General features: G+C 36.0%; 20 protein-coding genes. 12 read left to right on the top strand and 8 right to left on the bottom strand.

The window, feature by feature from the left end:
- Positions 1 to 272: 272 nt before the first annotated feature.
- Together MHB58_RS18050 and MHB58_RS18045 are read left to right on the top strand one after the other, a co-directional pair.
- Positions 273 to 830: a thioredoxin family protein gene (locus MHB58_RS18050; RefSeq protein WP_014822622.1), complete on the top strand. Its 558-nt coding sequence runs from the start codon at positions 273 to 275 to the stop codon at positions 828 to 830.
- Between the two features lie 175 nt (positions 831 to 1,005).
- A complete protein-coding gene (locus MHB58_RS18045; protein ID WP_014822623.1) occupies positions 1,006 to 1,932 on the top strand; it encodes a diacylglycerol kinase in 927 nt (308 codons plus the stop codon).
- A 412-nt stretch (positions 1,933 to 2,344) separates the two neighbouring features.
- Here MHB58_RS18045 and MHB58_RS18040 read toward each other — a convergent pair whose 3' ends face one another.
- A complete protein-coding gene (locus tag MHB58_RS18040) occupies positions 2,345 to 4,030 on the bottom strand; it encodes a methyl-accepting chemotaxis protein (protein ID WP_014822624.1) in 1,686 nt (561 codons plus the stop codon).
- A 187-nt stretch (positions 4,031 to 4,217) separates the two neighbouring features.
- On the opposite strand from MHB58_RS18040, the gene rlmD reads away from it, so the two are divergent.
- Entirely contained in the window at positions 4,218 to 5,582 is a 1,365-nt protein-coding gene (gene rlmD / locus MHB58_RS18035; protein ID WP_014822625.1) for a 23S rRNA (uracil(1939)-C(5))-methyltransferase RlmD, read from the top strand.
- A gap of 97 nt (positions 5,583 to 5,679) precedes the next feature.
- Here rlmD and MHB58_RS18030 read toward each other — a convergent pair whose 3' ends face one another.
- Positions 5,680 to 6,366, bottom strand: a complete 687-nt coding sequence (locus MHB58_RS18030; protein WP_340735767.1) for a type 1 glutamine amidotransferase domain-containing protein — start codon at positions 6,364 to 6,366, stop codon at positions 5,680 to 5,682.
- Between the two features lie 74 nt (positions 6,367 to 6,440).
- Here MHB58_RS18030 and MHB58_RS18025 point away from each other — a divergent pair, with 74 nt between their 5' ends.
- Both MHB58_RS18025 and MHB58_RS18020 read left to right on the top strand, forming a co-directional pair.
- Positions 6,441 to 6,800: a MerR family transcriptional regulator gene (locus tag MHB58_RS18025; RefSeq protein WP_340735766.1), complete on the top strand. Its 360-nt coding sequence runs from the start codon at positions 6,441 to 6,443 to the stop codon at positions 6,798 to 6,800.
- Between the two features lie 345 nt (positions 6,801 to 7,145).
- The gene (locus MHB58_RS18020; protein WP_340735765.1) at positions 7,146 to 9,395 is read left to right on the top strand and encodes a S9 family peptidase; all 2,250 of its coding nucleotides are present in this window, start codon (positions 7,146 to 7,148) and stop codon (positions 9,393 to 9,395) included.
- 135 nt (positions 9,396 to 9,530) lie between these two features.
- Here MHB58_RS18020 and MHB58_RS18015 read toward each other — a convergent pair whose 3' ends face one another.
- From MHB58_RS18015 to MHB58_RS18005, 3 genes are all read right to left on the bottom strand, one after another.
- Positions 9,531 to 10,247 (bottom strand): dihydropteridine reductase, encoded by a 717-nt coding sequence (locus tag MHB58_RS18015; RefSeq protein WP_340735764.1) that lies wholly within the window; start codon positions 10,245 to 10,247, stop codon positions 9,531 to 9,533.
- 199 nt (positions 10,248 to 10,446) lie between these two features.
- Positions 10,447 to 10,875: a MarR family winged helix-turn-helix transcriptional regulator gene (locus MHB58_RS18010; RefSeq protein WP_014822630.1), complete on the bottom strand. Its 429-nt coding sequence runs from the start codon at positions 10,873 to 10,875 to the stop codon at positions 10,447 to 10,449.
- A gap of 125 nt (positions 10,876 to 11,000) precedes the next feature.
- Positions 11,001 to 11,630: a nitroreductase family protein gene (locus MHB58_RS18005; protein WP_008405542.1), complete on the bottom strand. Its 630-nt coding sequence runs from the start codon at positions 11,628 to 11,630 to the stop codon at positions 11,001 to 11,003.
- Positions 11,631 to 11,827: 197 nt separating this feature from the next.
- Here MHB58_RS18005 and MHB58_RS18000 point away from each other — a divergent pair, with 197 nt between their 5' ends.
- Entirely contained in the window at positions 11,828 to 12,391 is a 564-nt protein-coding gene (locus MHB58_RS18000) for a CotY/CotZ family spore coat protein (protein ID WP_340735763.1), read from the top strand.
- A 57-nt stretch (positions 12,392 to 12,448) separates the two neighbouring features.
- Here the strand turns inward: MHB58_RS18000 and MHB58_RS17995 are convergent, their stop codons facing one another.
- A complete protein-coding gene (locus MHB58_RS17995) occupies positions 12,449 to 12,814 on the bottom strand; it encodes a dehydrogenase (RefSeq protein ID WP_340735762.1) in 366 nt (121 codons plus the stop codon).
- Positions 12,815 to 12,825: 11 nt separating this feature from the next.
- Positions 12,826 to 14,013 carry a ParM/StbA family protein gene (locus MHB58_RS17990; RefSeq protein WP_339263260.1) on the bottom strand — a complete coding sequence of 396 codons (1,188 nt, stop codon included), beginning with the start codon at positions 14,011 to 14,013 and terminating at the stop codon, positions 12,826 to 12,828.
- Between the two features lie 156 nt (positions 14,014 to 14,169).
- Here MHB58_RS17990 and MHB58_RS17985 point away from each other — a divergent pair, with 156 nt between their 5' ends.
- The 5 genes from MHB58_RS17985 (at position 14,170) to MHB58_RS17965 (ending at position 19,459) form a co-directional block, all read left to right on the top strand.
- A complete protein-coding gene (locus MHB58_RS17985; RefSeq protein WP_065217624.1) occupies positions 14,170 to 14,928 on the top strand; it encodes a CsxC family protein in 759 nt (252 codons plus the stop codon).
- 354 nt (positions 14,929 to 15,282) lie between these two features.
- Positions 15,283 to 16,929: a hypothetical protein gene (locus MHB58_RS17980; protein WP_340735761.1), complete on the top strand. Its 1,647-nt coding sequence runs from the start codon at positions 15,283 to 15,285 to the stop codon at positions 16,927 to 16,929.
- 261 nt (positions 16,930 to 17,190) lie between these two features.
- Positions 17,191 to 17,958, top strand: a complete 768-nt coding sequence (locus tag MHB58_RS17975) for a CsxC family protein (protein WP_340735915.1) — start codon at positions 17,191 to 17,193, stop codon at positions 17,956 to 17,958.
- A 213-nt stretch (positions 17,959 to 18,171) separates the two neighbouring features.
- Positions 18,172 to 18,339: a hypothetical protein gene (locus tag MHB58_RS17970; protein ID WP_014822637.1), complete on the top strand. Its 168-nt coding sequence runs from the start codon at positions 18,172 to 18,174 to the stop codon at positions 18,337 to 18,339.
- Between the two features lie 166 nt (positions 18,340 to 18,505).
- Complete coding sequence (locus MHB58_RS17965; RefSeq protein ID WP_340735760.1) at positions 18,506 to 19,459, top strand: zinc-binding dehydrogenase; 954 nt, start codon at positions 18,506 to 18,508, stop codon at positions 19,457 to 19,459.
- Between the two features lie 130 nt (positions 19,460 to 19,589).
- Here MHB58_RS17965 and MHB58_RS17960 read toward each other — a convergent pair whose 3' ends face one another.
- Complete coding sequence (locus tag MHB58_RS17960; protein WP_340735759.1) at positions 19,590 to 21,635, bottom strand: methyl-accepting chemotaxis protein; 2,046 nt, start codon at positions 21,633 to 21,635, stop codon at positions 19,590 to 19,592.
- Positions 21,636 to 21,949: 314 nt separating this feature from the next.
- Between MHB58_RS17960 and MHB58_RS17955 the strand changes: the two genes are divergently transcribed.
- The gene (locus MHB58_RS17955; RefSeq protein WP_065217620.1) at positions 21,950 to 22,855 is read left to right on the top strand and encodes an NAD(P)/FAD-dependent oxidoreductase; all 906 of its coding nucleotides are present in this window, start codon (positions 21,950 to 21,952) and stop codon (positions 22,853 to 22,855) included.
- Positions 22,856 to 23,043: the final 188 nt, after the last annotated feature.

Raw genomic sequence — 23,043 nt, 5'->3', positions numbered from 1 at the left:
ATGAAATATATACTACATTTGAAATTTTTTATAGATACTAATAAGTAAAACAATTATGAAAATTTTTAATTATTTTACTATAGGGTAATATTATTTGGGTAAAATATTAGATAGTTATAAAATTCTCGAAAGTATTAATAATCTGCTGTTTTATGTACCTTGTTTTGAAAATTTAGAATTGTATTATTGTGTAACAATTTTGACACATAAAACTTTCTTTTTTTCTTGAAAACATGCAAAATAGAAGAGAGCATTTGAAAGGTGGTATATAAATGAAAACAGAACAACAATATTTTGAAGAGAGCAAATCCATGAATGAATATATGGATGCAATGTCTCAATTAAAAGAACAAAGCTTTGCTATTTATGAGAGCTTTGAGCTTCCGGAAGATACAGCTTTTATTGAAAAGCTGAAAAATGCCAATGTCCATATTTTAGCTATTACTGAAGACTGGTGCGGGGATGCAATGATTAACAATCCAATCATTCGCAAAGTTGCAGAAGCAGCAGATGTAGAAATTCGTACAGCATTACGCGATGCGGATACAGATTTGATTGATCGTTATTTAACGAATGGTGGACGTGCTATTCCAATGTACTTGATTTTAAATGAAGCAGGAGAAGTAATTACAACATGGGGCCCACGTGCACCGCAATTACAGCAGCTAGTAACCGATTTACGTGCAACATTACCGGATAAAGAAGATCCAACATTTGAAGACGCACAAAAAGCGGTATACGAAAATATGCGCGGACAATATGTAAACGATTCAAAGCTGTGGAGCTATGTATATGAAGATTTTAAAAATAAGGTAGCGGCAGCAATATAATTTAACTTAACCTGTTACTTTTACGAGTTCTTACTATATAATATAGTAGGAACTTTTTTCTATTTTAAGCGTATTATTGAAGAGAATATCCCGGGTACTATTGTTGCTTTTCTAAAACAGACAGCAGTATACTTTGGACAGAATGAAAAATATAATTAATCAGGATGAGATCAATATGAAAAGAGCGAGAATTATATATAACCCAACTTCGGGTCGTGAAGTATTTAAGAGACATCTTCCGGAAGTATTGGAGAAACTCGAAATAGCAGGATATGAAACTTCATGTCATGCAACGACTGGTGAAGGTGATGCAACAAAAGCTGCAATTGAAGCTGTAAGACGAGAATTTGATGTTGTAATTGCGGTAGGTGGAGACGGGACGTTAAATGAAGTAGTGGCAGGTGTTAGTCAATGCGAAAAACGGCCAAAGCTTGGTTTAATTCCAATGGGGACGACAAATGACTTTGCACGGGCTGTTCGTATTCCCCGAAATGTTGAAGAAGCACTAAACATCATTCTTGCAGGGGATACAATACCTGTCGATGTCGGTATATTGAATGAAGACCGCTACTTCATTAACATTGCTGCAGGCGGGCGTATCACCGAGCTGACATACGAAGTACCGAGCAGAATGAAAACGGTACTTGGACAAATGGCGTATTATTTGAAGGCAATTGAAATGATTCCTTCTATTAAAGCAACTCATATGAAAATCCAAATGGATGAAGAAGAGTTTGATGGTAAAGCGATGATGTTTTTATGTGGCTTAACAAATTCCGTAGGCGGTTTCGAAAAAATCGCACCCGATGCATCGATCAATGACGGACTGTTCACTGTTATGATTTTAAAGGAATGCAATATTGCGGATTTCATACGTATTGCTTCATTGGCATTGCGTGGCGAGCATTTATCCGACGAACGTCTCATTTACAGAAAAGCTAGTCGTGTTGTCGTATCATCTGATCAGGAAGTGCATTTAAATCTGGACGGTGAATATGGCGGCGATGCACCAGCTGTTTTCCAAAATTTAAAAAGGCATATTGAAGTATTCGTGCCGAAAGATAAAATTCGTGAAATTGAAACGGATGAAGAAGTAATTTAACTATAGCTTGCAAGGGTAGTGGAATGCCCTTGTGAGTTTTTTGTTTTTATCGGGAAGAGTCGGGGGACGGGGAGTGAGCGGTTTTCTCATATAGTGCTTAAATGTTCTAATAAAGTAAATTAAGTTCTAATAAAAGCGGGAAGTTCTAATATAGTGCTTTGATCTTCTAATACCGGGTCGAGATGTTCAAATAAACTCACCAAATGTATTAATATCCTCTCAACATTTTCTAATAAAGCCTCTCAATATTCTAATATCCGCATCCGCTAGCTTCATTTGAAAGAACACCCAGAACAGCGTATACAATATCAATTTTCTAATATATATGGTCAAAATACTCGATGAAAATCTAAAAACCTCCACTTCAACAATTATAAACCGTTAAAGTGAAGGCGTTTTAAGTCAATTCCTTTTACAATGTAAATTTATCCATACTTTGTTGCAGCTGTTTTGCCTGATTCGCTAAACGTTTAGAAAGCTCTTCCATTTCATCGACAATTTCAGTTTGAAGTTGTGTCGCATTTGCTACTTGCGCTACATCCGCCATCGTTTTTTCTGTACCTTGCGAAATTTCGATGACTGAAGCCGCAACTTCTTCTGAGCTTGCTGAAATTTGCTGTGATGTAGCAGAAATATGTTCTACACGCTCCGTTATATTGTAAATATTTTCGGTAATCGTGTGAAATGACTGACCGGCACGATCGATGACAACAACACCATCATTTGCACACTTGAGACTGCTTTCCACCGCTTCGCCAACATTTTGAGAATTGTACTGAATAGTTTCAGTTAAATGGACAATTTCATTTGCGGACTTTTTGGATTGCTCTGCGAGTTTGCGAACTTCATCTGCGACTACAGCAAAGCCTTTCCCATGTTCACCAGCTCTAGCCGCTTCAATGGCAGCATTCAAGGCAAGCAGATTCGTCTGATCCGCTATATCAGTAATGGCTTTCGTAATTGTACTAATTTGTCCTGACTGTTCAATTAATACGTTTGAAAGGCTGGAAATCGATTGAGTCGATGCATATACTGTTTCCATTTGCTGCATCGCTTCGTCAATAATTTTTACCCCGTCATTAGCAAACTGGGTCAATGTAACAGCACCACTATGCAATTCTTGTGTTGAGCGGGCAATCGAATTAATTCCCTGTGCCGTCTCATCTACAGCAAGGGCACTTTCGTTTGCCCCAATTGTCATCGTTGCGGCGGTCTGTGCAGTATGCTCAGTCAGTTCATTAATATGAGCTGTTTCCGATGAAATCGTCTCACTGTTTTTCATAAGTGCATCCGCCGAATTGCTAAGCTGATTTGCGTTATGCTGAATGCTTACTAACAATTCCTCGAAATTACACTGCAATGAAATAAAAGCATTCGACAGCATACCAAATTCATCTTTTGTGCGAACTGGTTTGTGGGAAACTTTAATATCCCCGCCAGCCATGTGTTCCAAATCTTTTGTAATTGACTGGAGGCGCAGTGTAATACCATATTTCGTGTAAATCATGTAGGAAGCTATAACAAGGAGCGCAATAATAATGAATATAACTGATAATATCATCGATAGTGAAATCATGTTTTTCGTATTATTCACAACTTTATCAAGTTCGGTGTTTTCAATTTGTTCCACTTTCCCGGCAAGCTCGCTTGTGAAATTGCTCGTATATGTATAGTCACCATTCACCACTGATAGCGCGGCTGAAATATCACGTGTCTGTACAGATGAAATCACTCTATCCATTTGTTCGGCAATAATTTCTGATTGGTCTTTTAAGTTATTAATAATCGGTGCAGCATCCGCTGATATATTTTTGCTCTGCACTTCCTCGATGAGCTGGACGAGGCTTGTTGTATGGTTGTTTAGTGAATCCAAGTTATTTTGAGAAGGATCTACTGCATAGGCACGAGCATAGATGCCTTGCGACAGTATATGTTGCTGGATAGCATTAATCCGCTGAACCTGTGCCATTTGTACATCGACTGCTTTGGAAACTTCATCACCAATCCGGGAAAACTGAACGGTTGCAAATCCGATTGAAAATAAAAGCACCATCCCGATTAAAATAAAGCCAATATTAAGTTTTTTTCGAACTGACATATGCCTCAATCTCCTTGAAATTAATAGAATTATTAGAGTTATAAGGTAAATTATATAGGCAATACTTACTGAATACTAGAACAAAAGTAATAATTGGTTAGTCAGAACATTAGTAGAAAGTATAATAAGTGCAAATTATATGGAGCATGGTACAATAAAGTGATTGAAATGAGAGGAAGAAATGAACATGTCTGCACCTATTAAAAAAAATGATCGTCAAACAGTTTATATAGAAGATTTAACACATGATGGCAATGGCGTCGCGAAGATCGATGGCTATCCATTATTCATACAAGGGGCACTTCCTGGAGAAACTGCCGAGATTCATGTAATGAAAACATTAAAGAATTATGGGTTTGCAAAAGTAGTGAATATACTGGAAAAGTCGCCTGATCGTGTAGAAGCGCCATGTGTCTATTTTTCGCAATGTGGGGGATGTCAATTACAGCATCTTTCGTATGAGGGACAATTAAAATGGAAACAAAATATGGTCGCAAATGTGATGAAGCGTCTTGGTAAAATCGACGCACCTGTCCATCCGGTAAAAGGGATGGAAGAGCCTTGGCATTACCGCAACAAATCACAAATACCTTTTGCGCAAAACGAATCAGGTCAGATGGTGGCAGGCTTCTATAAAACGAAGTCACACTCAATTGTTGATATGGAACGTTGTTTAATTCAAACAGGAGAAGCCGATGTTGTCATGGCAGACTTGAAACGTGAGTTGGAAATTTTAGGTTTGCGTCCGTATGATGAAAAATCCCATCAAGGCATGCTGCGTCATGTTGTCGTTCGTAAAGGTCGCGCAACAGGCGAAGTAATGGTCGTACTCGTTACAAAATCTAAGAAATTCCCGCAGGCGAGCGCGGTAATCGAAAAAATCCGAGCACTTATCCCGAATGTCACGTCCATTGTCCAAAATGTAAACGGTGAGAAAACAAACGTTATATTCGGCAATGACACATTCACACTTTGGGGCAAGGATACAATTGAAGATACAATCGGCAATGTCCGTTTTGAAATTTCGGCACGCTCGTTTTATCAAGTCAACCCGGTTCAAACAGAAGTGCTTTATAAACAGGCCCTCGATTATGCACAACTGACAGGCAATGAACGCGTAATCGATGCCTACTGCGGTATCGGATCCATTTCACTGTTTTTAGCCCAAAAAGCGGGTCATGTAATGGGTGTTGAAATAGTCGAGCAGGCAATCGAAGACGCAAAACGCAATGCCGCATTAAACGGTTTTACAAACACATATTTCGAAGCTGGCCCGGCAGAGGAAGTCATTCCCCGCTGGTACAAAGAAGGTAAGGAAGCAGATGTATTAGTAGTCGATCCGCCGCGTAAAGGCTGTGATGAAGCGTTATTGAGTACAATCATAGAGCAAAAACCGAAGCGTGTAGTTTACGTATCGTGCAATCCCGCAACCCTTGCGCGCGACCTCCGTATTTTAGAAGACGGCGGATATAAAACGCAGGAAGTACAGCCGGTCGATATGTTCCCGCACACGACACACTGTGAAGCGGTTGCTTGGTTGGAGTTAGTATAGAAGTACAATAAAAAAGCTGTGTCAAAAATCCACATTGTATGGGGATTTTAGCACAGCTTTTTTGAGGTTAAAAACAATTTTTTGAGTTAATTTTGTATTAAAGTGATTTCAATAATTTAATTACATCTTTGGCAACTGCGCCACCTGATGCAGGATTTTGTCCTGTAACAATACGATTATCAGTTACAGTGAATACTGACCAATCAGCATCTTTTACGTAATTAGCACCTTTACGAACAAGTTCATCTTCAGTTAAAAATGGAACGACTTTATCAAGTCCAACAGCAATTTCTTCTGTGTTAGTAAAACCGGTCACTTTAGTATTTTTAATTAAATATTCACCATCACCATTTTTAATATTTAATAATCCTACAACTCCATGACAAACAGCAGAAACAACGCCACCGTTAGCGTGAATAGTACTTGCAATGTTTTGCAACTTTTCATCTTCTGCGAAATCCCACATAACTCCATGGCCACCTGCATAATAGATAGCAGCATAATCATTTGGGTTAATAGAGTCAGCGGGCAAAGTAGTGCTTAGTTTATTTAAGAAATCAGTATTTGTGTAATACTTCCAATCTAATTCGGTCATTTGATCCGGTTGCAAACTATGCGGGTCGAGTGGCGTATAACCACCTTTAGGGCTCACATAATCAATTTCATACCCTGCTTTTTCTATTTCAGCTGCAAAGTGAACAGCTTCTCCTAACCATAATCCTGTTGCACGATCTAAATTGGGATACTTAGAGGTATTCGTTACTACTACTAATATCTTTTTCATTATACAATCTCCTTTAAGTTTGATACTATCAAGCTTATAGGTTAAACCATACTTTAAGTCAAGGAGGACACCTCGTGTATACAATTCAACAAGCGAGCCTCTTAATTGAAATACCTGCAAGTTCAATTCGATACTATGAAAAAATAGATTTAATTCCACCAATAAAAAGAAATGAACAAAAGCATCGAATATTTGATGAACAAGACATTGAACTTTTAAAATTAATTAAATGTTTTCGAAGTCTAGGCATGTCAATTGAGGATATAAGAGAAAATATATCAACGCTGAATTCAGAGCAGGAAGAGATTAATACACAAGCTATATTAATTCAGCACAAGAAAAAACTAGAAGAGCAAATTGGCATTTTAAATTCTTTTATTAGTGAAATTGATCAGAAAATAATTCCTGTATTATCAGATACAGATTTAAAATAACGTTAAAATATTAAGCTGAGTGATTCTACTATATCATTCGGTTTTTTTGTTGTTTTAAAATGAAAATATAACTTGTCAATATCATTAATTTACAGGAAGCATACTAACAAATGGGGATGAAAAGAAGCTGCCTTGAGCGTGACCTTCTTGAAAATATTTGAATGCTCCTGTTATTTCACTTAACTTAATATATACGTTTGTTCTATAAATGAGTTTCATAAATATGCATATTAATGGAATTTAATTTTATATATATGTAAAAATAATGAATAATTTGGAATATATGTTATTAATTTAACTTTTGTGCGCTATTATTAAATTTGTACTTATAAAGGAGGGAATATTGTGAAAAAAAGCTTTTTATCAGTTTTGTTAACGATAACATTATTAGTCTCGTTACCGTTTTCTGCTTTTGCAAACGATTCAACAACTGCCAGTCAAGAATCAAATGTAACTATTGAAGATTTTCTTGAAGAAGCTGTCACAGCTTTAACTTTTCAGCATGCTTCGGACTATATGAGAACAGAAGTCATTGAAAATTGGCTTGGTGATTATGAGTTCGAAAATACAAGCAACTATATTACTGAAAAACAGGCTGCACTTATTTTAGTAAAAGCCCTTGGTGCAGAAACAAATGAGGAAACGCTGGATGATTATAGAAAAACAGCAGAAAAGCTAGGCTTTTTTAAAGGTGTTTCCGATTTACAGCCGATTACAAAAGCAAAGGTTTACAAAATGTTTAGTAATGTAAAAGACTATCAAAACAAAGATATTGATAACACAGGGGTACAGGAAATATCTGTCGAAGATTTTATGCGAAATCCCGGTAGTTTAGGTTATCAATTATCTCCAGACGGCGAATACATCGCTTACGCTGCAGAATGGCAAAGCAGGCTAAATGTTTTTATAAAGAATATGGATGATGAGAGCGAGCCTGTACGAGTAACAAGTACAACTGATCGAGATATCGCGGGGCTTTTCTGGAAAGATAATAATATGTATTATTTGAAGGATAATGGGGGAGATGAAAATTATCATATTTACTCGTCTTCATTTAACGGTGCAAAAGAAAAAGATTTGACGCCGTACCCGAATGTTGTCGTACTTCCTATCGATTATTTGAAAGATGTTGAAGATGAAATTTTAATCATGATGAATAAAGAAGATGCAACGGTATTTGATGTTTATAAATTAAACGTAAAGACGGGTGCAACGAAGTTAGTAGCAAAAAATCCTGGGAATATTTTAAGCTGGATTCCCGATAGCAATGGACAAATTCGAATGGCTGTAGCATCTGACGGTGTAGTAGGTGCTGTTTTATATCGTGAAACAGAAGAAGATGAGTTCCAGCCATTTATCTCAATTGATGCTGGTGAAACAGTTTCACCGCTAGGATTTTCTCGAGACAATCAATCTATTTATGCCGTATCTGATAAGGGTCGAGATAAAGCGGCACTAGTAAAATATGATTTAGAGGGCAAAGAAGAAGTAGTTTTCTCAAATCCACTCGTAGATATTTCAGGGGCTCTTTACAGCTCAACAAAAGATCAACTTCTTTACGCTGCTTATATCACAGATAAAGTTCACTATAATTTCTTTGATAGCGAGTTTGAAAATCTTTTCAATAAAATGAAAGACCAACTTGGTGTAAGTGCAAGTGAATTTGGGATTAACGATTACAATAAGGAAATGACGAAATTTATCGTAAGTGTTTCAAGCGATACTGTTTATGGAAAGTATTATTATTATGATGCTGAAACAGAAACAATGACATTATTAGCAGAGTTAGGCTCATGGTTGGATGCTGGTAATTTGGCGGAGATGCATTCTATTTCCTATGAAGCGAGAGACGGTCTAATAATTCACGGTTATTTAACATTACCAAAAAATAAAATAGCTGAAGATTTACCGTTAGTTGTCATTCCGCATGGTGGTCCATGGGCTCGGGATATGTGGGGCTTTAATAATGAAGTACAGTTATTAGCAAATCAAGGCTATGCAGTACTTCAAGCAAACTTTAGATCATCTACAGGTTACGGTAAAGAATTCCTTGAAGCGGGCAACAAGCAATGGGGATTAAAAATCCAGGATGATATTACAGATGGAGTACAATGGGCAATTGATTTGGGCATTGCTGATGCAGAAAAGATCGGTATTTACGGTGCTTCCTTTGGGGGATATGCAACATTGGCCGGTATAACATTCACACCAGACTTATATGCTGCAGCAGTTGATTATGTAGGGGTTTCGAACATCTTTACATTATTGGAAACAATCCCTCCATATTGGGAAACACAACGAAATATGTTCTATGAGCGTGTAGGCCACCCTGAAAAGGATAAAGAACTGTTAAAAGCTGCTTCACCGGTATTCCATGTCGATAAAATTAAAACACCTTTATTTGTAGCACAAGGGGCGAATGATCCGCGTGTGAATAAACAAGAATCAGACCAAATCGTACAGGCACTTAAAAATAGAGGTGTGGAAGTTGAGTATATGGTAAAAGACAATGAAGGACACGGCTTTGCAAATGAAGAAAACCGAATTGAATTTTATAATGCATTGGTAGACTTCTTTGCGGAATATTTAAAGTAAACTATTGCTCACTTTACACCCGCCACATGTTGTAGCGGTCGCTTGGTTGGAGTTAGTTTAATATAAAGATAAAAAAGCGGGGCTATCCTAAGAGTAGAACAACTCTTTTCGGATAGCCCCGTTTTAAATAATCATTTAAATTGCAGTTTCCACCGGGAAAAAGTTAGGTAATTGTCGTTCACGTTTATCGAGGACAATTTGTTCTGGTTTGATACCTTGTTCACGTAACGTATCAATGTTTTGCATAATAAACTCGTCGCTGCCGACAACATAAAACAGACCGTCTCGATCAGCAGCAAGTTTTTTCACTTCTTCATAGTAAACTTTACGATTATCGACGTACTGTGATGTGAAGTTTTTAACAGGTGCAGATTCGAAAATATCGGTAAATAAGTAGTCTTTTGTTGAATCAATATTTAGAGAATGAATGCGACTGATATTGTCAGGACGTTCCAAATAAGAAAGTACAAGCGGTCTAAACGTTGCAAGACCTACACCGGAAGACAATAAGTAAATATTTCTATTTTGTCTTTTCAGCGGTACATTGGAATGGATTTTAAAGAGTGCAACTTTATCGCCGACTTCGAGATTTCTTAAAATCGATTTAAATTCAGAACACAGTTCTTTAATGCGAGTTGTAATTCCAACATTCTGCTCATTTGGTAACGTGGAGATTGACATATGACGAACTAAGCTTTTATTTGGCTGATCACCAGCATTGAAACCTTCTAATGCAAGGTGGGTGTGGGCACCTTCTTCCCATGTAAAGCCTTCAGGAAGGTCGAGCAAAAACGTTTTAACTTCTGGTGTTTCATCAATAATTTTGTTTATTTTCGTCCAGTATATTTGCATGATACATTCTCCTTAAGTAATGCATATTTTCTTTATAGTTATAGTATATCACAGATGATAAACATTCTCATTTAAAACTATCCGTAATTACATTAATTTATTGGAAACGCCAGTAGTAAAAAGGGTTATGAGAGCAAAAAAAGAAGAACGATTTACTGATATTGAAAATCGTTCTTCTTACTTTATTATTATGCAACGATTAAAGCTTCTCTACATTATGATTTAAGCGCGTAAGAAACTGTTTAAGCTGCTGTAATTCGCTATCTGAAAAATCTTCATAAAGGTCATTCAGAAATTGATCTTTAAACATTGTGCAACCTTCAAGTAATGCTCGTCCTTTATCGGTAATCGTTACAAGAACTTCTCGGTTGTTCTTTGCATTGCGTTGACGTTCCACATATTGCTGTTCTTCAAGCAGCTTTAAATGGCGCGTAATTGCAGATTGATCAATAGCTAAAGATTGTTGCAGAACCTTTTGAGAAACGCTTCCTTTTTTTATTAAAGAAACTAATATTTCATATCTCGTTAAACTGACTTCTGTTCTTTTTTCAAATATTTGTGTTACATGACGGTCTAATCTTTTTAACATCATGATCATCTGTTTTTTATCATCCAAACAAACTTCCATACTATACCTCCTTACATTGATTGCTTTTCGTTCCAAGTATCCCTATATGGTAGCATTTCCGTTCATTCGGATAAAGTCTAAAAAATTTTAATTGAACATGTCAGGCAAAGGCTCCTATAAGTCCATTAGCTAGAAAAACGAATAATTTGGTCGAATGGTAAACGAGATGAATTACGTGCTGGCATAGCAGCTTTTCCGATAGCGATTAAAATCATCGGAACCTCATTTGCAGGCAACTCATATCTTTTAGCGAATGCTGCTTTATCAAAGCCGCCCATTATTACTGTGTCATAGCCCATGTCCTTCGCTAAAAGTACGATTTGCATAGAAATTAAACCTGAATCCAAATGCGCAATATTACTGCGTTCAGCATCCGAAAAATTGCTGTACGATGCTTCAGAATTTGAAATCATCATATCTGCAATTTCACGTGGCATATAGCCTAACTCAACATTTAAATCATTAATTTGCTTAGCATTTTTATACATTTCGATATCGCCAATGACTGCAATTATTGCAGATGATGTTTCAATTTGTTCCTGATTAAATCCAGCGATGCGCAACTCTTTCTTTTGCTCCTGATCATCAATAACAAGGAAGCGCCAAGGCTGTAAGTTACTTGATGAAGGAGCTGATGTTGCTTGCTGTAAAATATGTTGAATTGTCTCACGGGGAATCGTAACACCAGGTTCATATTTACGAACTGATTTACGTTCATCCATTAATTTTTCTAAAGCTGATTTTTGTTGTGACATTTTTTTCACCCTTCTTTATCGAAATTGGAATAGGATTTTATTTTAGTTGATGAGTCAACAATTGACAAGTCATATGTTTCGGAGAGAGTCTCTGAGGAATACTCAATTTTCCTCTGTCGATAGGCGATGTATTCAAGCAAAACACTAAATCTACCCATATGATAAAAAGAAAATATTATTTTTGGGGAGTGAAAGACATGTATAACCATGAAAAAGAAAGTAGTTATAATCAGGAGTATTTTCCGACTTACAAAGAAGAGGGGCATTGCAAGGGGAATTGCAATAAGGATAAACATAAAGGCGCATGCGTAGAAGAAATTCTTGAGGCAATTTTAAAAGCACAAAGGAAAGCCGAGAATGATCATGACAAGAAATGTTCTTCATGCGATGAATCGTTTGAAGAACGATTAGAAGAAAAAGAACACAAAAAATTTAGTAAAAACACTATTCCGGTTATTCTGTATTGTGGATGTGAACCATTTAAAGGTGAAGGCGTAACGGCTTGTCCGGCAGGAATGAAGGATAAAAAATTCATCTGCATTACTAGTTTTATTTTCAAGGTCAGAGAAATAAAAGGCAATTGTGCTGAATTGGAACTTTTAACGTTTAAACCAAAAAGAGATCGGTGCAATAAGTTCATGAGCCCTTGTGAACAAATTAACCATCAATATGTTAGCGACTTAATGAAAACAGGAATCTGCATTACTGTAGACTTATCCTGTTTCTGTGCAGTTACTACTTTACCAGCTGTACGACTATAGAAACGTGGTAGTGTTTTAATAATAGGTGAACTCTCCCCTAAAGTTCACCTATACAATTTACCCTCCAAAAACATCCAGAATATCGTCGACTTCCTGTATATCTAAATGAGTTGAGTTTGTTTTGACCTTTCTCGTTGGAATGCTTGCATATACATTATTTACTTGATGTCCCTGCAGCAATTGCTTGATTTCGACCAAAGCCACTAAAATATCTTCATTTGGCTGATTTTTTTTAGCTGGATGAAAATATTCAGTAAGTGCTGATAATAATAAATGATTAAGTGTCTGATTTTCGGCATGGTATTCGATTTGTTTTAAGATTTCTGTTGAAACCCCCACTGTTTCTCCGCTTTTAACATCGATAAAATGTGATGGAACTGTTAGTGCAGTCTTATTGAAATAGTCTGTATATAATTTAGACATATCCATCATCCTTAATTTCTCACAGAGATGAGGTTTTCAGTTTCTGTTTGAGCCTTAATTTGCTTCATTTTTGCAAGAATCATCAAGCCATGAACATTCAATTTTTCCATATTTTCGGGGAATGTCAATTGAATTGGCCGTCCTCTATCTGCCCAACGAACTGCTACTTCTTGTATTTGCTTCTGTGCTAGTTTGGCAGCGCCTCCGACAGCGATATATCGCGTAGCTCCTTTAATTTCGCTAGAACTGCTTCTAACCCGATCAAAATGTTCCAAATACTTGATGGCCAGTGATTTTAATTGTGGAACAATATATTTACTTATATCTTTTCTGACACCTGCAAATGGCTCCACATACCATTCTGATTGTCCGGCAGCCAGTTTTTCTTCTAATTCCGCACGAGAATCAAATTTATAAAATTCATTTTTACTCACCTTTTGAATAATATTATCGAGGAACTGATTGATGCCGAATGTTTCGCCTTCTACAGAAGCAACGGGTTTATTATTCTTGATTCCGACAAAATCAACAGAATCACCACCGAGATCCCCAATAATAATCCCTTTCTGTGAATCCTTGACAAGGTCATCATCTTTGATTCCTAGTGTCTCTTGATCTCGTGTTAACCCGAGGTAAGCACAAGCACCTTCCGCGCCAATAATGACATCTTCTACATATAATTTTACAGTTATTTCTTTTGGATCTGAGACACCCGGTACCTTATGAAAAATAACTGTATGTGTCCCTAATAACTGTTGTCTAAATTTTTCCTTCATTTGCTTATATTGAGTAGTTGGCAAAGATACCGCTAATTGATCAATGTGATAGTGTATTTCAGTTTCATTAGGATTTATGCATATGGCATGGAAAGCAGCCAAACCAAATAAGAGAATATAAGTGCGATCTTCGGCAACCTTTTGGTTATTGAATCCGGTTAAACTTACATCACGTTGTTTAGTGGCTGCCTTCCCGATATAGAATACTTCTCTTTTGTCGATAATGGCATGGCTTTTGAGTTCAACAATCAGATTTTCTTCAAATTTGATATCTTCCTCATCATAAGGTTTTTCATGAAACTCCTCATCGTACAAAGAGATTGCGTTTGGTATCTGATAATCCCCATAATATCCGTCATCAGATGACAAAGCTTTATACCAGCTATTCCCGCAATCCACCGCAAGAAGGTTTTTCCCTTCCATATTTCACTCACCTCTCATTTTTAATTGTATGCAGAACATTGGCCCACACGTGCCTGTACTTATTAATTTCCTGCTAAATATGATTTTAGGTATTCGCCCAGAGAATGGGCATTTGGCCCGCATATGATGCACTAATTGATATTTAGGAGGGGCAAGATGTACGAAGATAAAAAAAGTGATGTATGTAAAATCCCGTCAAATTTAAATGAGTGTGATAATAAACCTCATAATCCCCATGTAAGTATTGGGAAGATCTATACAAAAGTTCCGGTAGTATTGGCTGAACTCACAGTACAAGTAAACTTAGATGCCTGTATTAAATTTCCCAAGCCTGTCTTGGAAATAAAAGATGTTAAAAAACAGATTAAACTAGTACAATGCAGATTGCTTCTGCCGACGAATAAATTATTTATTAAAGGGTTTGTGCGAAAAAATATCCAATATGCGACTCCGATGACAGAGCCGGAATGTACATTAAAAACCATTTCATCCAGCATAAATTCCTTGACGGTTGATGTTCCTTTTAGCTGTGTAACAGAAATCAAACACTATTTGAGAAAACCTGTTCAGCCTTCATTCAACACTCGGAGTGAGTTCGATTTTTTAATTGCAGATACATTGCCAAGCGGGTTTCCGGAAAAAGATGAATTTTTATCAAACGATCTATCTCAGTTTCATCAAAACTCCACTCAGTATTATAATGAATTACCATTCTGCGAGTTAGTTTCCAGTAATATTATTGAATGGGATGAAGCGATTGATCGAACACATTTATCAAAGGATGCTCCTATAGGTGAAGGAGTTTTTACTCAAGTTGAAGAAAAAATGGTTGTTGATATAACGTTAAAAGTACTTCAAAACCAACAAATACGTGTATCTTCAACAACAAATGATGATTGTGATGACTATTGTTAAAGATTTTAGATTGAAAGACTGAAAAAGAGTCTTTAACTTTTCGTAAGGAGGGGAAGGAGGGGGTGCGTATGAGCATTCCTTCCAAAAGCCATGAATAATTTCCGAAATCAATATGTAGGCCCCGACACATATCAAGGTAAGGTTCATGAATATTATAAAAATCCTTTAACCCCGAATAGTATCCAATTTTCTTTAAACAATCATCAAGGATTTGAACAGAATGAAACTCGACATAGTCAAAAGAATGAAAAAACAAAAAAACATTCTATCTATTTAAATGATCAGTTAGGAAAAAGAACAGATTCAAAACCAGTTCTTTTTTCACCACCTAAAGTTGATTCGGTACAGAAGCCTTTGAATGAAAATTCAAAGGAGGGGTTACCATTAGTTACTTCTGAAAGTAAAAACCGCGAAAAGGACAAGGAAGAAGTAGTTTCCAATTTAACGAAGGAATTCTCTCTCATGCTTGATGATACGTCTTCAAAAAATGAAGAATTTACAGCTCTTCCAGAAAGCGAATTTGAGAACGATTCCTTTTTAAATTCGAGTGAAAGTCTATCCATATCTGAAAAAAAATACGCTGATGAATATTCCAGTAACGAGGATGATAAAAATTCTACTGAACATAACGATCTTACAATAGGCGACCATTATACTAACATGCTATTTGACGAGTTTGAGTCTGGACGTAAAAAGCATTCATTAAATGTAAATACGAGCATTTTGGAAGATATGTTCTCCAAAATACTTTCAGAAAGTGATGAGCTGCAGGAAGAAAAGCAAAAAAAAGAATCCCATGAAGAAATGCGAAACATGATTGAAGAATACGTTGGAACGAATAATGACAAGTCAGAAGACAATTTCTTTGCCTTGTTTTCAAAAATCGATGAGTTTAGGGAAGAAGATCAGGACAGTACCAAGACTGAAGCAGATGTTGAAAAGTTGGATGGAAATAACGACACGTTTACAGATAAATTCTATACAATGCTTTTAGAAAACGATGAACTGCAGGAAGAACAAGATGGCAATATAATTGCAGAAGAGATTGACGGGGCGAATGAAAATACCGATACGCTTGCAGATACATTCTATACAATGCTTTTAGAAAACGATGAACTGCAGGAAGAACAAGATGGCAATATAATTGCAGAAGAGATTGACGGGGCGAATGAAAATACTGATACGCTTGCACAAAAATTCTATACAATGCTTTCAGAAAGCGATGAATTACAGAAAGAAAAACAAAACAGTTCAATTACAAATGTTGAAGAGGCAAAGTACGTTGAAATAGAAGATATCTCAACCGATGAGCCTCAACTAAAACAAAAAAAAAATTCTTCCAAAAAGAAGAATAGAAAGTATTGTATTAACAAAAATAACCCATATCACATAGCGGATTTTAAGGGAGATGACGGTGAGCAGCTTCTTCAAAAAAATACTTACTTTAACGATTCTATCGAAAATACAAAAAAAATAACTGTCAAAATGCCAGTATTGCTGACTGAATTACAGACAGATATAGATATTATTGAAACAATTGATTTGCTAATGCCGCTTCATAATATATTGAAAGTAGAATGGTCCGTCCAATCGCTTGATTGCAATGTTGTATTACCTTCGACGACAGTGTTTTTAAAAGGTGACATCACTGCAGAAGTTTCATTCAGCAACAAAGAGCATGAAAACAATATCCAATCATTGAACGTCACTATTCCATGGAAAAAAACTGAAAATATTCACTGGCTAACCTTACCTGATACGCCTTTCAGCAAACAAGAAGAATTTATGTTCCACACCCACCATGCACATGATTCTAATTACCACTATGAAGCTAAACGAAAATTTGCAGAATCTATTCAAAGTCAATTAAAACAAGTCCATTTTGTTTGGCATCAAGAACTAAATTCAACGGAAAAACAACTTCAAGTTAACGGGTTCGCTCGATTGTCTATTCAATTTTTTCAAGAACAATTTGTTGACCTGGATTGCTACTCGAAATAATTATTGAGTAGCATTTTTTATGGGAATAATAAGGACATGCTTTTTTCAGGAGTAAGTATTTTACACGTAGAAAACTAAAAATTTAAATTATATAGAAAAAATGTTTTTGAAATTGAATCATATGACTATTTTACTAGCCTATGACATAAATACATCATTACATATGTTAGGAATGTAGAGTGAAACTTTGACTCTAACAAAAAAGAAAGAGGGTATAAAATAATGGATCAAAATTATTCTAAGAATGACGGCGGCTATTCAATGGACGATAGCTGCAAGCCAGCCAAAAATCATAAGCAAGCGGAGGATCATGGGGTTAAATCACAGCAACAAATTCCTGTAACTGATGCAACTGTTCTTGTAACTCCAACACCACTTACAACTCCTACTTTTAAGATTCCAATAGTCCTTGCAGAAAGAACGCTTCAAATCGTTGTCGAATCAGATATTTCCCTTTATCCGCCAGCTACGGAGATTAAACGAGTTAAAAAACATGTATTTTTAGATCAAGTAAAATTAGTACCAACAGCATTCGCACCAATTGGTACAACTGGCTATTTCACAGTAACAAGTGCTAAATTATTTGTAGGAGGACATATTCGTAAAAATATTGAATATGCTTCCGCAGATTACAATGCACCACTACAAGATCGAATCGCAAATGTTCGGTTCACTGGTTTTGCAGAATTAACAGGAGCTGATTTCTTAAATCCACCAATTTTCGGCTTTTCAGCAAATGAAGAAGCTAATTTCGTAAGCGAAAAAACTCAAATGGACGCTCGTTTAGATAAATACTTCTTCCAAAATCTTGTGAGATACAATGAGCAGCCATATGGTGAGTTAGTTGCTGCCAACTTCTTTGAACTTGATTTTTCACCACATTCCACATACCATGATGGATCATTCCACACGCTGCGTGAAAAAATCGTACTTGACCTTACTGTAAAAGTATTACAAGTTCAACAAATCCAAGCTGGCGCTGGCTTATCAACAGTAGTACCTACCAACCTTGGTATTATTACTCCTTAAGAATAAGGGAAGCTAGATTATAAGTTTATTCTATAGTAATAAGAGGCACCCAAATCGTTTGTTCGATTTCGGGTGCCTTTACATTGTTAAATCGTAAATTTTTTGTTTACTCTTAATGCATCCATTCTTACATGAACTAGCTAGATGCTTTTAAGTAGACAATGCGGATAGAAAAATTATTTCCACACACACTGTTATTGGAGGTGAGTTGGAATGGGGAACAATAAACATAAAAACAATAAAACTCAGGATAACAAAAAACAGCAGAATCAAAATCAAAATGCTAACAGACCACGTGAAAACAGAGAAGAATTTGCTGAGGAAGTAAACTTCAACCAAAATCAAAATAAAAACCAAAAACAGAATAAAAAAGACTGTTAATTTTTTATAAGCCCAGCCCCAATACTCATTTTGAAAATGTTTATTGGGGCTTGGTTTATTATGCGTAATACTATCGTTTTATACAGCCAGACACAAAGACGGATCTGTTTTGAAATGAAGAGGTTATTCTAAAAACGGAAATATAAAGTTAATGGGAGGGCATTGTGTGAAAGGTTGGTTATTTACAGGTACAAACAAACCGTTAGAATTTATTGAGAAAGAGGATCCAAAAGCAATTCCGGGTCAGGTTGTGATTGATGTAAAAGCTGCCGGCCTATGTCATTCAGATGTAGCGGCATTACAGGATCCAGGGTGGATGCCACTATTCCCTAACGGCCCTGTTATTATGGGACATGAGTTTGCCGGGGTTGTAATTGAAGTTGGTGAAGGTGTGAAAAATATTAAAGTTGGGGACCGCGTTGGCGTTAACCCGATGGATAGGGCCACGAAAGTAACAGCCGGATACAACTATGATGGTGGGTACGCAGAAAAAGTGCGTGTACCTGAACATCAATGTGTAGTTATTCCCGAGGGCGTGTCCTTTGTAGAAGGTGCTGCTTCAACAGATGCCGGAATCACAGCTTATCGAGCTCTTTTTAGTATCGGGCAAGCAAAAGAAGGAACAAAATTAGGAATCATCGGAGTCGGCGGACTTGGACAATTTGCTCTACAAATGGCATTAATTAAAGGATGCAAAGTATATGCTACCGATGTTTCTCCGGACGCGCGTAAACTTGCTGATGAACTGGGTGCCCATAAAGTTTACGATACGATTCTTGATATGAAAGAAGCGGAATGTGACGTCATTGTTGACTTTGCCGGTTTCGGACAAACAACATCTGATGCATTGGAAGCTGTAAAAGTACAAGGCACAGTTGTAATTGTTGGGATGGGGAAACTGGAATCCAATATCAACACGTATTTAATGATTACAAAAGAAATTAAACTTTTAGGAAGTAATGGCGGATCAGTCGAGGACTTACAAGGTGTATATGATTGTTTTGCTACTGGAAAAATGAGCCCGAATCTGATTACAATTCCATTTGAAGAAGTCGACAAAGGTATCGAGAAACTGAAAAACCATGAAGTAAAAGGTCGTTTAGTAGCTGTATTTGAATAATAATTTAGATTATAGAAATTCTTCTCTTCGATGTATTTACGACATATAAAAAGCAGTTCAAATTTTATTTTAGTTAAAATTTGAACTGCTTTTAATTTTGAAAAATTGTCTATTACTATCTTACTGTTGACTAGAGCTTAAATTTAGAAACCGACTCAGTTAATTTTTCAACCTGGTTATTTAAATGAGTAGCATGCATCGTTACTTCAGAAGTAGCAGACGTTTGTTCTTCAATTGAACTTGCAATTTCTTGAGTCTCTGCTGTAACTTCTGTTGTCATTTCATTAACAACTGCAATTGAAGATACAACGACATTTTTTTGCTGTTGCATTGTTGATACATTTTCCATCGTGTTTGATATTGATACTTTCATATTTTCCAATGTATCGGACAGCTGTTTAATAGCATTATCTACAGTATTAACTGCTGACTTCTGATCTTCGCTAATCTCATTTGTTTGCTTCATTACTTGAACGAGTTGCTCAGTATCTTCTAAAATACTTAGAATAATTTGCTGAATATTAGTTGTTGCCGCTTTAGAACTTTCTGCTAAGCTTCTTACTTCATCTGCCACAACTGCAAAACCTTTACCATGTTCACCTGCTCGAGCAGCTTCAATTGAAGCATTAAGTGCAAGTAAATTTGTTTGTTCGGTAATTTGAGCAATTACATCCGTTACTTTTGAAATGGATTTCGTTTTTCCATCTAACTGTCCGGTTACAACCGTTACTTCATTGAACGCTCGCTCTAAATTCGCATAGGATGTTTCCAATTGTTGAACCTTACCAATACTCGAATGCACTTCAACCAATGCTTCGTCTGCATCATTTACCATTTGCTGAGTTTTTAATTCTATAGATTCTATACCATCGGCCAATACATGAATAGCTGTAGAACCATCATGCATTTTTTCTGCTTGTGTGCTTGTATTCATAGCAATTTCTTCAATGCTGTTTGAGACATTATTTAACGCTTGCTCATTTTCCTTCGCAATAATCGCTAAACTGTTTGAAGAATGTTGAATTTGTAATGAATTTTCATTTACTTGGTTAATTAAATTGCGGACCTCATCAAGCATTTTGTTGTAGTGATTTGCCAAGTCTGCAATTTCGTCATTTGACTTTGTTTCAAAACGTGAAATAAAGTCGCCACTTGCTGTTTTTTCGAATACTTTTTTAAAGTTATTAAAAATCTCTACTAATTTTCGTGCCATGAAATAGGCAATTAAACACCCTATTATTAGCCCGATTACTAATGATATCCAACCTGCAATTGTTAAATCTTTTAACTGCTGTGCATAATTATTAGCATCTACTAATGAAACAATTTTCCAATTATTTTTCTCGATTACCTGAACTTCACCTGTATAATTCACTTCATTCCATTCAAACTGTTCAATTTTATTGCTTCCACTTTTGGCATCGGAGAGCCATTTAAACTCTGCTTCTAATTTGGCAGTATCTAATAAGTCCGTAACCCCTTCAATTTTACCGGAATTATCCGCAATAATATTTTTCCCGTCCCCATCTTCAATAAATGAAGATATAATCAATCCATTTGGATCGACAATCATTAATTTTGAAGATGATTTGGCTTCAATTCCTTCACGAATTGTACCAATTGTTGAGAAATCAATATCATAGCCGACCGCACCAACAAGTTCATCGTTTTTAAATACCGGGGCGATAACAGAAGTCATCAGCTTGTTTACACCAGTATCCAAATAGACATCCATCCATTGTAGGTTGGGGTTTGCGTTCAATTTCGCGAATGTTTGAGAATCACGTACATCCCATTCATAATCGATTTGAGGTGTGACATGTAATTTTCCGGTATTAAAGTCCATGTAATATACGGATAAATAATTTCTATTATTCTCTTTCAATGTGCGGGTAATTTCATCGATTTGTAAATAATCAACCTGTTCATTTTGTAAAATCGTTTCGATAACCTGACCGAACTGCAGAAGATTTGTTTCATAATTTTCTAAGCCTAAGGATACTTGATCAACAGCATTTTTTGCATTATTAGAAGAAGTTTGCTCATTTTCTTCCGTTAAAATATTTCGAACTGTCCACTGACTAAAAATAACTGTGATGACAACTGCTAAAATAACAGTGAGTGAAATGAACATCATCCACTTAGTTTTAATAGTTAAATTGTTAAATATATTCATGTTTTACATCTACCTTTTACCTATGTATTTACTTTCATTCCCAAAATGAGGGGTTTGAGACGAATTAAGGATATATTATCACGGGACTTTTGTCTATTAATTTTTCAGTAAATTATAATATATATTTAAAAGTTATAATTTTTTGATTTATTTTACTATTCATTAAATATTTAATATAGATTTTTTACTAAAGGATACTTCTGGTTTTTTGGTTCAAAATATCCAAGATAGGGCATAAAGAATTATTGATGTTTTTTCTATATAAATACTGGGAATTTAATGGAATTAGAAACAAATTAAGTGGGTGAAAAAAAGTGGATGTATTGGATTGTATTATTATCGGCGGTGGACCGGCAGGATTAAGTGCGAGTTTAGTTTTAGGTAGAGCTAGGAGAGAGATTGTATTATTCGATGATAAAACGAATCGCAATCGCGTGACAGATGAGGCCCGTGGATTTATTACGCGGGATCGGACAAATCCACAGGAATTCAGAGAAATGGGATTGCAAGAATTGGATAACTATCCATCGGTATCCTACGTGAATGCAACCGTTACTGAAATAATTAAGGACACAGATAATGAAAGATTTACTGTCAAAGCATCTAACAAGCAGGAGTATGTGACAGAAAAAATTATATTGGCTACAGGAATTCAAGAGGTTTTTTTCATACCGAGCATAAGAAACTATTATGGAAAAAGTTTATTTAGCTGCCCTTACTGCGATGGTTGGGAACAGCGGGATAAACCTTTAGTTGTGATCGCGGAAAAAGAAGACCATGTAATGCATTTAACTAAACTAATTTATAACTGGTCAAAGGATTTAGTTGTTCTAACGAATGGCCTTAAACTATCGAAAGAGGCGGTGTCGCAGTTAGAAAGACGAAAGATCAAAATAATAGAGGATCGGATAAAAACTTTAATTGGTAATGACGGCTATTTAGAAAAAATAGAATTTGAGTCTGGAGAAACAGTAAAGCGTTCATATGGTTTTGTAGCGCCGACCTATTACCGTCCTAATAAACTAGTGGAAATGTTAGGGTGTGAAATACATGAAAATGGGAAAGTTATAACAGATGGCGTTGGCAGAACATCTGAAAAAAATGTTTATATTGCAGGAGAAACCGAAACAGCCCGACCGTCTTCCTTAATGATTTCGGCTGCCAGAGGAAATAAAGCGGCAGTTTCTGTAAATGTTGATCTTACTGAGGAACGTTTTTAAATTGGAAGTAGAACAAAAAAATTATGAGTACTAAAATTACAAAACGAATTTTTGAAAAAGAATTCGTTTTTTTCTATTGAACATGTCATAACAGGTAATGCTAATCTAACTCTTACATATAAATATAGTAGAGGTTCAATTAATCTATAAGTAAGTTTATATTACAGTAATAACTATAGATAAAAATA

The organism is Solibacillus sp. FSL K6-1554 (assembly GCF_038005185.1).
GTDB classification, from domain to species: domain Bacteria; phylum Bacillota; class Bacilli; order Bacillales_A; family Planococcaceae; genus Solibacillus; species Solibacillus silvestris.
The sequence above is the reverse complement of the archived record's forward strand: the minus strand, read 5'-3'. Positions and strand labels throughout refer to the sequence as shown.